This window comes from Pseudomonas sp. PMCC200344, assembly GCF_030053095.1.
Taxonomy (GTDB): domain Bacteria; phylum Pseudomonadota; class Gammaproteobacteria; order Pseudomonadales; family Pseudomonadaceae; genus Aquipseudomonas; species Aquipseudomonas svalbardensis.
In genome coordinates this window covers 4,457,416-4,470,579 of sequence record NZ_CP125618.1, presented here as the reverse complement: position 1 = coordinate 4,470,579, position 13,164 = coordinate 4,457,416, and the positions used below count along the sequence as shown (strand labels likewise).

8 protein-coding genes are annotated in these 13,164 nt (G+C 60.7%); 2 read left to right on the top strand and 6 right to left on the bottom strand.

Features of this window, described 5'->3' with window-relative positions; translation table 11 throughout:
- Positions 1-146: 146 nt before the first annotated feature.
- Positions 147-1,103, top strand: coding sequence for an alpha/beta hydrolase (locus QFW87_RS20510; RefSeq protein ID WP_283188723.1), 957 nt, complete (start codon positions 147-149; stop codon positions 1,101-1,103).
- A gap of 325 nt (positions 1,104-1,428) precedes the next feature.
- Here the strand turns inward: QFW87_RS20510 and QFW87_RS20505 are convergent, their stop codons facing one another.
- The 5 genes from QFW87_RS20505 to pvdM form a co-directional block, all read right to left on the bottom strand.
- Positions 1,429-3,906 carry a TonB-dependent siderophore receptor gene (locus QFW87_RS20505; RefSeq protein ID WP_283188722.1) on the bottom strand — a complete coding sequence of 826 codons (2,478 nt, stop codon included), beginning with the start codon at positions 3,904-3,906 and terminating at the stop codon, positions 1,429-1,431.
- A gap of 337 nt (positions 3,907-4,243) precedes the next feature.
- Positions 4,244-5,893, bottom strand: coding sequence for a cyclic peptide export ABC transporter (locus QFW87_RS20500; protein ID WP_283188721.1), 1,650 nt, complete (start codon positions 5,891-5,893; stop codon positions 4,244-4,246).
- 190 nt (positions 5,894-6,083) lie between these two features.
- Complete coding sequence (locus tag QFW87_RS20495; RefSeq protein WP_283188720.1) at positions 6,084-6,962, bottom strand: formylglycine-generating enzyme family protein; 879 nt, start codon at positions 6,960-6,962, stop codon at positions 6,084-6,086.
- Between the two features lie 142 nt (positions 6,963-7,104).
- Positions 7,105-8,385: an aminotransferase class V-fold PLP-dependent enzyme gene (locus QFW87_RS20490; protein WP_283181058.1), complete on the bottom strand. Its 1,281-nt coding sequence runs from the start codon at positions 8,383-8,385 to the stop codon at positions 7,105-7,107.
- A gap of 30 nt (positions 8,386-8,415) precedes the next feature.
- A complete protein-coding gene (gene pvdM, locus QFW87_RS20485) occupies positions 8,416-9,765 on the bottom strand; it encodes a pyoverdine-tailoring dipeptidase-like protein PvdM (protein ID WP_283181057.1) in 1,350 nt (449 codons plus the stop codon).
- Positions 9,766-10,029: 264 nt separating this feature from the next.
- Here pvdM and QFW87_RS20480 point away from each other — a divergent pair, with 264 nt between their 5' ends.
- Entirely contained in the window at positions 10,030-11,649 is a 1,620-nt protein-coding gene (locus QFW87_RS20480) for a PvdJ/PvdD/PvdP-like protein (protein WP_283188719.1), read from the top strand.
- Positions 11,650-11,766: 117 nt separating this feature from the next.
- Here QFW87_RS20480 and QFW87_RS20475 read toward each other — a convergent pair whose 3' ends face one another.
- A complete protein-coding gene (locus QFW87_RS20475; protein ID WP_283188718.1) occupies positions 11,767-13,161 on the bottom strand; it encodes an efflux transporter outer membrane subunit in 1,395 nt (464 codons plus the stop codon).
- Positions 13,162-13,164 lie beyond the last annotated feature (3 nt).

Sequence of the window (13,164 nt, the reverse complement as noted above, 5' to 3'; positions counted from 1 at the left end):
CCTGCTCGCGAAGAGGGAGTGTCAGACGGCATTCATGTTACTGACACGCCGCCTTCGCGAGCAGGCTCGCTCCCACAGGATCCTTGCTTGATTCGGATTTTTTGTACCGTCCGGTTATTGACCTATTTGTGTGAAGGATTCGTCCCATGGCTGTGTTGCCAGAACTTGAAGCATTTCTAGAACTCGCCGAGTTCGGCCGGATGACCGGCAAAAGTAGCGCGATGCATGAGCAGTCGCCGCAACAGGCGCGGATCGATTTCGAAGCGTCGTCGGGGTTTCTCGATGTGCCGCTGGACAGCGTTGCCTGCGAGGACTTCACCATCGCCGCGCGAGATGGGCACAGCCTGTCGGCAAGGGTGTATCGCGACGGACAATCGGTCGACGGGTTGCAGCCGGTGGTGGTGTATTTCCATGGTGGCGGCTACGTGGTCGGCAGTCTCGATTCCCATGATGCGCTGTGCCGGCGGCTGGCCTCCCAAGGTGGTTTTGCCTTGTTGACGGTGGATTATCGCCTGGCGCCGGAATGGCGATTCCCGACGCCGGTACAAGATGCCTGCGATGCGGGGAACTGGCTGGTGCGTGAAGGCGCGGCACATGGCCTGGACGCAACGCGGGTGGCCGTGGCCGGTGACAGCGTAGGCGCGACGCTGGCGACGGTGTTGTCGATCATGGCGGTGCGTGAACCTGAGGAACTGGCGTTGAAACCCAAGGCGCAATTGTTGGTGTACCCGGTGACGGATGCGACGACCAAGCGCGCGTCGCATCGGGATTTCGCCGAGGGTTATTTGCTGGAGACGCCGACGCTGGATTGGTTCTATGCGCATTACGGGCGTACGCCGGAAGACCTGGCAGATTGGCGCTGCTCGCCGTTGCTGGCGGAGGATCTGTCGGGCGTGGCGCCGGCGCTGGTGTATTTGGCCGGGCATGATCCGTTGCATGACGAAGGGCTGGCGTATGCGGATCGGCTGCGAGCTGCCGGGAATGAGGTGACGTTGCTGGAACAGCCTGGGATGACCCATGACTTTTTGCGCATGGCGGGGTTGTTGGGGGAGGTTGAGGGGATTCACTCGGAAGTGGCGGGGTGGGTGCGTTCGCGGCTTTGAATGATCGTTCCCACTCTGTGGTCTGCACCCCAGCAGTTGTGTCCAACTTTTTGGGGTCAGTCCACCGCGTGGGAACGAAATGTGGGAGCGAGCCTGCTCGCGAAGAGGGAGTGTCAGTCGACATCGCCGTTGCCTGGCACACCGCTTTCGCGAGCAGGCTCGCTCCCACAGTTAACCGATGTGAACAAAAATTCTGTGGCCACTGAAGATCCCCTGTGGGAGCGAGTCTGCTCGCTAAGACGGCATCACAGTCACCACACATCCATCAGCCATAAAAAATGCCCGTATCTCGCGATACGGGCATTTTTCATTTCAGCTCTGCCACTCAGAAATCATACTTTGCGGTGATCTGCAGGTTACGCGGCTCGCCGTAGAACGTGGTGCCGAAGTTGCCCAGACCCGACATGTACTTCTTGTCGAAGACGTTGTAGGCATTGGCGGTGAAGCTCAGGTGTTCGTCGTACTGATAACGGGTCATCAGGTCCACAAGGGTGTAGCCGCCTTGTTTGAGCATGGTGCTGCCGCCTTCGCCGTTACCCACGTTCGGGCTGTAGCTCTGGCCGTAGAAAGCGCTCTGCCAGCTGATACCACCACCGACGGTGAACTGGTTCAGCGCACCAGGCAGACGGTAAGTGGTGAACGTACGCACTACGTGTTCCGGTTTGCTGGAGGCCAGCGGGAAACCGAAGATGCGTTGTTCGTCGTCGTCACGGGTACGGGCATAGGTGTAGCCGGCAGTTACGTTCCAGTCCTGCGCCAGTTCGCCGGCCAGTTCCAGTTCCACACCCTTGGTGGTGGCGCCGGAGATGGCTTTGTAAACGTCTTGGCCGGTGCCGACGTCGGTGGTGACGTATTGCGCGACGTTGTCCTGCTCGATCTGGAACAAGGCGAAGCTGGCATTCAGCTTGCCTTCGAAATAAGCCGCTTTGATGCCGGTTTCGTAGCTGTCGCCTTCAACTGGCTTGAGGGTCGAACCGGTCACGTCCTTGTAGATTTGTGGCTGGTAGATCTTGGTGTAGCTGGCGTAGACCGAGTACGTATCGTTCAGGTCATAGACCACACCGGCGTAAGGCGTGACGACGCCATGTTCCTTGTAGCTGGCGTGAGTGTCGGTGAGGGTGCCGCCCGGAGTGTAGGAGTAATCTTCGTTGTACTTGAAGGTGCTCAGACGGCTGCCGAGGATGAACGACAGGTCGTCGGTCGGGCGCAGGCGCGTGGCCAGGTAAAGGCCGTTCTGGCTCTGGGTGCGTTCGTACTTGCCGTTTTTCGGGAAGTCCTGTTTCGCCAGGCTACCGTTCCAGTCATAGATGCTGCCCGGCACCAGTGCGAAGGCGCTGGTGTCGTACGTTGCCCCGGTCTGGCGCGAGTGGGACGCCATGAAACCGGCCACCAGTTCGTGCTCGCGACCGCCCAGGGTGAACGGTCCGGAGACGTTTACGTCAGCCGTGTTCTGCACGCGATGACCTTCCCAGCGACCCCAGTAAAGGAAATTGCCTTCGCCCGTGGCGCGGTCCGCGTAACCACCGCTGGCCGAGGCCAATTGGGTATCGTGATCGGTGGTTTTCTGGTCGAAGCTGGCCTTGAATTTCCAGTCATTGGCCAGTGCTTGTTCCAGCGACGAGAAGTAGGTGACGCTGTCGAAATCACGACGGCTCCAGTCTGCACCGGGGTTGAAACTGCGAGAAAAGTCGGTACGGCCGCCGTCGCTGAAGTACGGCGAGTTACCGGTCCAGGAGCTGCCGCGCGGGGTGGCACTGGACTTGTCGACGCCCAGGGTCAGCAGGGTGTCGTCCGTCAGGTCGGCTTCAAGGATGCCGTAGTAGATGTCTTTTTTCTGGCTGTAGTGGTCGATGTACGAACCTTTGTCCTGGTAGGCGCCAACGAAGCGACCGCGCACGTTGCCCGAGTCGGTCAGCGAACCGGAGATGTCGCCTTCGGTGCGGTAGTTGTCCCAGGAACCTGCGGTAGCGCTGACCGAGGCCTTGAAATCCTTGGTCGGCTTCTTGCGGATCAGGTTGACCGTGGCGGACGGGTCACCCGAGCCGGTCATCAGGCCGGTAGCACCCTTGGTGACTTCGATGTGGTCGAGGCTGGCGGCGTCGTCGCTGTTGTTCGGGTTCTCACCGTAAACGCCGTCGTAAGGAATGTTGACGCCATCGTACTGGAAGTTGGTGATGGCAAAACCACGAGCAGAAAACTCAGTACGGTCACTGTCGTACTTCTGCGACGTGACGCCAGGGGTGTTGCGCAATGCGTCGGCGACGCTGGTGACACCGCGATCGTCCATCTGCTGACGGGTGACCACGGTGACTGATTGCGGGGTTTCGCGAATGGACAGCGGCAGCTTGGTCGCGGTGGTGGTGGCGCCGGTGGTGTAGGAACCGGTGTCTTCTGTGGTCAGGCCCAGGGCCCGGCCGGAAATGGTGGTCGCGCCCAGTTGCAGGCTCGAGCCGCCGCCGGACACCAGGGTGACGCTGTTGCCGTTAATCTGGAACGAGATGCCGGTGCCTTTCAGCAGGGCGGCAAGGGCGTCGGACGGTTCCAGTGAACCGGACACCGCGCGAGACTTGATCCCTGCAACCTGATCCGGGCTGTAGAGGATTTGCAGATTGGTCTGCATGCCCAGTTCGGTCAGCGCGTTGGAAAGCGATTGACCTGCAATGTTCACTTTTACAGGTGCAGCATTGGCCATCGAGCTCCCCAGCAAGGTGGCGGTCAGCAGTACGCTTGTGAACAGGGTGCGATGCAAAGTCGGGCGCTGTACGGCCAGCGCGAGAGGTGTGCGGCGTGTTTGAGGTCGCATTACTTACCTGAGCTCCTGAAAAAGTGTTGTGCAGAGTTTTTGTTAATAGGAATGATTATTAGACGCAGCACGAGCGTAAAACCGGAAAGAAACCGGGAAAAAAAATTTACAAGGGGCGGAATCGGAGAAAAATGCCGGCCAGTTAAGCTGCAACTCGGTCTGCTGCTGGCGAAGCCTGCGTTCGGCTGCGCAGCAGTCGTCAACTCGGCTCGCGAGGTCTACCTGATGCACCGTGAGTTCTGATTTCACGACTGCTGCGCAGCCGAACGCAGGCTTCGCCAGCTGCTACGAAGACCGCGTTCCTCTCGAAGTTGCCTAACTTGGCTGGCATTACCTTTCAGGCGGTGGCCAGCTCGGTGACAACCCGTCCGCTTTGCATGCGCACCAGTTGGTCCGCCACGTCGAAATAACGGTCATCGTGGGAGATCACGATGATGGTCTTGCCCAGACGTTTGAGGTCCGGTAGCAGCTCGGTGTAAAAAATCCGCCGGAAGGTCGGGTCCTGATCTGCAGCCCATTCATCGAACACCAGCACCGGACGCTCCTCCAGCCAGGCATTGACCAGGGCCAGGCGTTTGCGCTGGCCGGTGGAGAGGTCGGTGGTGGTGAAGTTGCCGTCCTTGACGCTGACCTTGTGCGCGATCTCCAGCCGTTGCAGGTATTTGTTGGCGTCTTCGGGGATGTGCGTATCGCCCTGGACCACATCATCGAACAGGTAATAGTCGGCAAAAATGGTGGTGAACAACTGGCGATAGTCATCGCGGTTGGCGGCGTCGATCACTTCGCCATTGACGTGGATTGCACCCTGCTGCGGCGTGTACAGGCCCAGCAGCAGTTTGATCAGCGTGGTCTTGCCGCAACCGTTCTCGCCGACAATAAAGGTGATGTCGCCTTGCTTGATCGTCAGGTTGACCGGCCCTAGCTGGAAAGGTGAAGCACCTTCGGCCGCCGGGAAGCTGAAACGTACATCGGCCAGTTTCAGTTCGTGCACCGCTTGCTTGACGTTGCCTTTGTCGCTGAGCAGCAGATGAGGTTCCGGGGTGGAAAACTGCTCCGACAATTCGGCGATGCGGCGGAAGGCGATCTGCGCGCGGCTGACGATCGGCAAGGTGCTGATCAAATGCTCCAGCGGACCTTTCATATAAAGCAGCACCAGCACGAAGCCGCTCATCGCGGTTTTATCGGCACTCGGCCAAAAGGTTTGCAGTGCGAGGGCCAGGCCGATGACCACGAAAAACAGCATCGAGCCGAAGGTCTTGGCAATGACGAATGTATTGATCGAACGCACCTGGGTGTTGCAGATGAATTCGGCCGTAGCCTTGATGCCCGAGACGAACATGCGTTGGCGGCGTGGGCGATGAATGCGCAGTTCCTTGGCGCCTTCGGCAATCGCGTTGTAGTGCTTTTGCAGTTCATCTTCGGCCTCTCGGGCGGCCATGAAACCCTGAACACCTTTGCTCTGGGCGTAGGCCTGAATCGCCGTGCCGATCAGGATCGCGGCGACCATGATCAGGAACATCGGCCACGACAGAATGGCCAGGTAGCCCATGCAACCCAGGGTCACGGTGACGGAAATGGCCAGTGGTGCGAAGGCGAAGGCGAAGTCGCTGATGGTGTCGACGTCGTGGGTCAGCACCGGGATCAATCGGTGGCTGCGATAGCGTTCGATCTGTTCGATCGGTGCCGACAGGACCTTTTCACCCAACTGTTTGCGCAGCTTGGCGATGATGTGCTGGCCGACATAGTTGGTGCCGATGTCCGAGCAGATCGAACTGGCCAGCGCCAGCAGGCACAGGCCGGCGAACAGGGCGACCACACCCTGGGTCAGGCCGGTGTCCGAATGCAGGGCGTTGTTGATGGTTGCCAGCAATACCGTGACGCTCAGGCCGCCGACCATGCCCAGGAAGATGGACGCGGCGACGATGAGCCGAAAGGGTTTCAACAGGGCGAACAATTCGCCGATGGCGCCACGGGTAGGCTGGGTCATGGAAGACAGTTCCTTGGGTCGTGAAGGCAGATACCCAGTAGAACGTCTGGTGGAAGGCTTAATTTAGAAGGGCGCCGACTGGCGGGGCTTGCTGTCACTACACAGTCCCGTAGGAGCCAGGCTTGCCGGCGAAGGCGTCCTTGAGATCGCCTTCGCCGGCAAGCCTGGCTCCTACAGAGGGGCGGTGGGCTTAGAGGTCGCGCACGATGCGGAACCCCATCCAGTCGCCGCGCTCTTGCGGGTACTGGCTGTTGCGGTTACCGGAGCGCGAGAACACCGGTGCTTCACCCCAGTCGTTGCCGCGAATCCGTACGGCTTCGCATTTGGGCTCGACCCAGGCGCTGCCATCGGTGGGCGCACCGACGTAGTCCGGGTGTTCGCAGTCTTCGACCCATTCGTAAACGTTGCCATGCATGTCGTACATGCCGAAGGCGTTCGGCGGGTAGCTGCCTACTGGCGAGCTGAAGCTGTAACCGTCAGCCGGGCCATAGGTGTTGGCGTGCTTGGCGATGCTGTATTCCTTGCCCTCATCGAACGGGAAGGGGAACGGCCCTTTGCTGCCGCCACGCGCGGCATATTCGCGTTGGGCTTCGCTGACCATGCGGTACGTCTGCCCGGTTTTTTTCGACAGCCAGGCGACGTAGTTTTTCACGTCGTCGAAGTTCATGCACACCGCTGGCTGGCGCGGGTTTTGCGGATAGCGCGGCTTGCTGGCGACGCACTCGCGACCCGGCCGGCTGTCGCCGTTGGCGATGGTCACGCCACTCTCGCGCACGTAGCTGTCCCATTCACCAGCGGTGACCTGGAACCGGCTCATGGCGAACGGTTTGGCGAAGGTCACGTCATGCATCGGACCTTCATCGGGTTCGCGACCGACTTCGTCATCGGGGGTGCCCATGGCGAAGGTGCCGGCGGGCAGCACGACCATTTCCGGGCAGTCCCGGCAGTCCTTGAACACTTTGCCCGGTTGCGGGGTGGCGGCCGCTTGGGCGGTGGTCGGCAAAAGTCCGACCATGAGTGCGGTCAGGGCCAGGGCCTTGAGTGACAAGGTCAATTGATCTCGGTTCATGAATCATCTCGATATAAAAAACGGGTGTCACGCCAGGCCCAATGTGGGAGTGAGCCTGCTCGCGATTGGGCCATCAAATTCAACATTGATGGTGACTGATCCACCGCTATCGCGAGCAGGCTCGCTCCCACAGGGTTCTGCATTAGGCGGTTTTGTTCAGCAGGGCCATGAAACGGTCGATATCGTTTTCGGTGTTGAGCAGGCCGGGGGCGATGCGGATCACCGGGCCGACGTCGCGGTCCACCGAGTCGCAGACCACGCGGTTTTCCATCAGCTGGAGGGCGACTTTTTCGCAGTCGCGATCCTTGATCCGGAAGAAGGTAAAACCGGCCGACAGGTCCACGCTTTTTGGCGTCACCAGTTCGATCTGCGGGTGCTCCAGCAAGCGGTTTTTCGCATAGGTATTGAGCGCGTGGATGCGCGCCTGCACCTCGGCCTTGCCCAGGTCCAGGTGCAACTTGAAGGCTTCGTTCAGGGCCCAGCGATGCTCAAAGCTGTGATAGCCGCCGGGGGTCATGATGGTCGAGAAGGTGGTGGCTTCGGAGAACGTCGGGATGGTCGGCGTCACGTCCTTGAGCTCGCTCGAACGGGCGCAGATGATCCCGGTACCGCGCGGGCCGAACATCCATTTGTGCGTGCCGGCGATGAAGAAATCGCAGTGCATGTCGGGGAAGTCGAGGTCCTCGACGCCGAAGCCATGGACGCCGTCGACCACATACAGGATGCGGTCCTTTTCTTCGCGGTGGCGGTTCTGGTCCTCCACCAGTTTGCCGATCTCGCCGATCGGCAGTTTCACGCCGCTGCCCGATTGCACCCACGTCATGCCGAGCACTCGGGTTTCGGGGCGAATGCCTTTAGCAATCGAGCCCAGCACCTCATCCACGGAAATGCCGTAACTGTTCTCGAACAGTTTGAGCTTGCGAACCTTGACCCCGTCCTTTTGCTGGCGATACCCCAGCGCATAGTTCGTTGCGTAATGTTCGTGTTCGCTGGTGAGGATTTCCTGGTCGGGGCGCACATGAATGCCGCCGTAGATCAGTGAAAGGCCTTCGGTGGTGCTGCCGGTGAGGGCGATCTGCTCAGGCTTGGCCTTGAGGTAACGACCGGCCCAGACGCGCACTTCCTGCTCGCGCTTTTCAGTTTCCCCCAGGTCCCAGTCCATGGCCCGGCCGGGGTTGCGGTCGAGGTTGGCGCGGTGCATGTCGATCGCTTCACGCACCGGTCTTGGGTGTGAGGTCACCAGAAAGTTGGCGAAGTGCAGGTAGTCCGGGTCCTGATTGAACATCTGGCGTAGTTGCGCCCATTTATCCTTCGGCAGCGGCGCCGGATTGGCGGCCAGCGCTGGTAGGTTCACGGCAGCGCCCAGGGGCAGGCCGGCCGCGAGAATACCGGCCTGCTTGAGGAATGAACGACGGTTGGTCATGTGCTCGGTTCGCTTTTGCAAAAGAGGGGGTCAATTTTTCGCCACAGGCTTGGAAGACTTCTGCACCTGGTCCCAGACCCTCAGGAAGTTGCCGCCCCAGAGCTTGGCGATATCGGCTTCGCCGTAGCCGCGACTGATCAGCTCGGCCGTCACGTTGCGTGCCTCGCTGACGTCTTTCCAGCCGTTCAGACCGCCGCCATCGTTGAAGTCGGAACTGATGCCGACGTGGTCGATGCCGATTTTCTTCACCGCGTAGTCGATCGCGTCGCCGTAGTCCTTGAGCGTGGCCTTGGGCTCCTCGTCGACGATGGCGTAGAGCTGACTGGCGTACTCGCCGAAACGTTGCTCGGACCAGACTGTGATCACCGGGTCCCCCGGCATCAGCGCCATCTCCAGGCCTTGCAACGGTTGCAGGTCGAAGCGTGCGCGCAGGGCGTTGAGTTTGTCCTGGGTGGCCTGGCTGAGCGGGCGGATGTAAGTCGGGAAACCGACAATCTGCACCACGCCGCCGCTGTTCTTGATCAGCTGCATTTCCTGATCACTGAGGTTGCGTGGGATGTCTACCAACCCTCGCGGTGCCGAGTGGGAAGCGACCATTGGCGCACGGCTCAGCTGGGCAACTTGCTCCAACGCCTTGGTCGACATCTGTGAAACGTCGATGATCACGCCGAGGTCGTTGAGGCGGTGCACGGCCTGCTTGCCGATCTCCGAGAGGCCGCCGAGGGCGTCGCGGGAATCGTTGAAAAACGGCAACGGCCGGGATGAGTCAGCCCAGGCGTTGTTGCCCACGTAACTGAAACCGAACATGCGCATGCCGCGGGCAGCCCACTTGTCCAGGGCGTTCAGGTCGTTGCCCAGCGGATAGGCGTTGAGCATGCTCATGAAGATCGCGAACTTGCCTTCGCCATGCAGGCGTCGGAAGTCGTCGGGGGTGTAGGCGATGGCAACCTGATTGGGGAAGTCGCGAACCAGTGTGCTGATGATTTTGTAGCGGGTTTCCTGCTCGAACCGTGCTTCGTCGACGAAACCGGCGGTTGGGCGGTGCGGGGCGTTGGCGCCGTTCCAGATTTCCGGCCAGCCGAAAATCGTCAGGGCTGCACCGGACAGGCGTCCGCGCCCGGTCTTGACCAGGTCGAACTGCCCGGTGCCGTCCTTGTCCGCTTCATTGCCGGCGGTGCCGAAGTCCAGCGGGACGGTGACGTGGCTGTCAAAGGAGAGGATTCGCTCGTGCAGCTCATCCGCCTGTTTCATCACCTTGACCGGGTAGCCGGGATTGTCCTTGAACCCGTAATCCCAGGCCGCAAAGCCTGCACTGGCGCTGATCGCCAGGGCCAGCGGCAGGCCGATGTAAAGAGCCTTTTTCGAACGTGGTTTTGTCATTGCCGTCTCAGTCAGGTTCGCCGTTGGGTGCAGGCGCAGGGGCCTTTGCTATCTGGGAAGAACGAGTGGCTGGCCAAGGAATTTAGTGTTTGTGCCGGCCTCTTCGCGAGCAGGCTCGCTCCCACAGTTGATCTGTGTACGCCTCGGTCCAATGTGGGAGCAGGCTTGCTCCGGGCGGCGTTCCGACGAAGCTTTTAAATTTTTGGAGGCAACAAACGTTCTAGCTTGGATAAAGCCTGCTTCATGGCTGACACAGGTAGGGCAATGACGATTTCTCGACGATGGTTCATGGCAGGCCTGGCGCTGACCGGCGCCGCCGTGCCTGCGGCCTTTTATGGGCATCGTGAATGGACGAAGGCGGATCCGACGATCACCCCCGGCGAAGCTTCGTTCGATGTCGCGGATGTCGCTGGCCAGCACTTGGCGAACACCTTGCGCGGTGTTTGGCAGATCCGTTTCGAAGGTCATGACGCCGGTATCGAAGGCCTGCCAAGGGACGGGCTGGAGGTGTTTCTCGACATCGGCCACAAAGGTCGCGGCTTGAGCGGGTTCCTCGACACCGCCGAGCGTTTGCGCTCGAACGAAATGCCGCGTTACCGGGTACTCGGCGATCTGGCCGGCACCAAACCGGCGCAATTGAGCTGGCGACTGCTCAGCGCCAGCGGCGCAGCGGATTATGAATTCAGCCTGTTGCTGGACGAAGTCTGGGCCGGTTTCGGCAACGCTGGCAGCGGCACTCTCAGTGGTCGCGTGTTGAATCTGGATCGTCCGTTAATGTTGACGGCCCAGGACAATCGCTTCATTGCCGTCAAACGCGTGTTCCCCGAAGCCCGCGAGCGCACCGGTCTCAACCCGACGCTGCTGGCCTGGCTGGTGTCCCCGGAGCATCGGCTGTTTCACCAGCTCTGGCATGCCTCCCGGGACAAATGGCACACCCTGTCCGAAGACAAGCGCGGCGCCCTGCGCGGCATTGGCTGGCAGCCTGGCCCGCGAGACAAGGAGCGTGATGCCCGTGGCGCGCGCAAGGATCGTAACGGCTCGGGTGTGGATTTCTTTTTCATGCACCGGCACATGCTCGGCAAGGCGCGCTCCCTGCAAGACTTGCCGTCCTGGTCGCACTTCCCGCTGCCGCAGCCGGAACTGGCGCGTGATCGCGTTGGGTTCGCCCGTTATTTCGACAACCACGACGGTACTGCGCTGCCGCCGACCTGGCTGGCCGACGACGATGCCGAGTACTCGCAATGGGTCAGCGACATCAAGACCGCCGAGACCTACCACAGCAATTTCCAGGTCTGGGAATCGCAGTACCGCGATCCGCGTTACCTGTCGAAATTGACCTTGGGTCAGTTCGGTTCGGAGGTGGAGTTGGGGCTGCACGACTGGCTGCATATGCGTTGGGCCTCGGTGCCGCGTGATCTGTCCAACGGTCAACCCGTGCCGTTTGCCCGGGATCCGTCGGACTTTTCCGCGCGCTGGTATGCGCCGGAAAACGACTTTCTCGGCGATCCGTTTTCGTCCCACGTGAACCCGGTGTTCTGGCATTTCCATGGCTGGATCGATGATCGACTGGAAGACTGGTTCCGTGCGCACGAGCGCTTTCATCCGGGGGAGGTCAGTCGGCTCGAGGTCAATGGCGTGGCGTGGTTTGCGCCTGGGCGTTGGGTCGAGATCGACGACCCGTGGCTCGGCCCGAGCACCCATGGTTGCAGTACTACGCCGGGGTTGCAGACCGACAAGTCGGTGGAGATGGACCCGGAAACCATGAAGCTGGCGTTGCGGATTACCTTTGGTGATGACGAGAAGAAATTGGCGGACTTATTCCGCAAGGTGCCGCAACGGCCTTGGTATGCACGGCATTTGAAGGCCAAGCCGATTACCAGTTAATCAATAAGACCGCGTTATCGTTCTTCGCGAGCAGGCTCGCTCCCACATTAGTCCTGCGAACAAAGGTCCAGTGTGGGAGCGAGCTTGCTCGCGAAGGCGGCCGAATAGACACAGAAATTACAACGCCTGCCACCCGCCACCCAGCGCTTTGTACAACGCAATACTCGCCTGCAATCTCGACAACCGCAGTTGCACATTCAAGTCCTGCGCCGCATACAGCGTGCGCTGTGTCTCCAGCACCGTCAGCAAATCCTCGGCACCGGCCTGATAGCGGCTTTGCGCAATGTTGAACGCGGTCTGCGCCTGGTTCAGTTCTTCACCTTGCCACTGCCGCTGCTCGTCCAGACCGCGAATGCTGTTGAGGGCTTTTTCCACATCGGCAAAACCATTGATGATCGCCCCGCGGTACGTCTCCAGCAGTTCTTCCTGACGGGCTGTGGCCTTGTCGCGCTCGGCGCTCAGGCGACCATTGTTGAAGACCGGTGCGAGCAGTCCGGTGGTGAGGTTGTAGAAGGGGTTGCGCAGGATGTCGGCGGCGCGGTCGGCACCGGAGCCGATTTCTGCACTCAGGGTCACAGCCGGCAACATGGCGGCGCGGGCGACGGTGATGTCGGCTTGTGCGGCGGCTAATTGCGCTTCGGCGCGGGCAATGTCCGGGCGACGGCTGAGCAGCTCGCTGGGCAGCCCAGCGCCAATGGTTGGCCATGACAGTTGATCAAAGCGTTCCTGACCCAAAGACAACTCCTGCACCGGCCGGCCGAGCAGGGCGGCAAGGCTGATCTGTGCGTCCTGAGCCTGTTGCTGCACCAGCGGCAATTGTCGTTGTTGCGCGGCGACCAGGCTCTTCTGCTGCGCCAGTTCCAGCGCGGTTGCCGAGCCTGAGTCAAAACGCGTCTGCGCCAGCTTCAATACAGTTTGCGCGTTCGCCAGATTCAACTCGGCGATGCGACTTTGCTCACGCAGCGACAAGGTCTGCGCGTAGGTACTGGCGACACCACTGAGCAGCGTCAATTCCACGGTCGCCTGATCGAACTCACTCGCCTGCAAACCGAATTGCGCGCTTTCACGGGAAGCGCTTTGACCGCCCCAGAAATCGATTTCGTAACTGGCGCTGAGGCTGGCGTTGAAGTAATCGACGGCCTTGTTGTCGCTGTCGGCATCGAGCTGGCTGTAGCCGTTGCCCCGCAATAGTTTTTGCCGATTGGCGTTCAGGGCACCCTTGACCTCGGGTAGCAGCGAACCACCAGCAACGACCGTTTCAGCCTGCGCCTGACGCACCCGGGCGATGGCGGCGGCCAGGTCGTAACTGCCGACCCGCGCCTGTTCGATCAGGCGATCAAGCTCCGGGCTGCCGAACTGCGTCCACCATTGCAGGTGGCTGCGAGTAGCGCTTTGAGTGTGTGGCGATTGCCAGGCGGCGGGCGGCTGGAGCCCACTGTCCGGGCGTTGGGGGGGACTGCCGCAGGCGCCGAGCAACAGGCAGAGGGTCAGCAGGCTGAGTGTCGGCTTCATGGA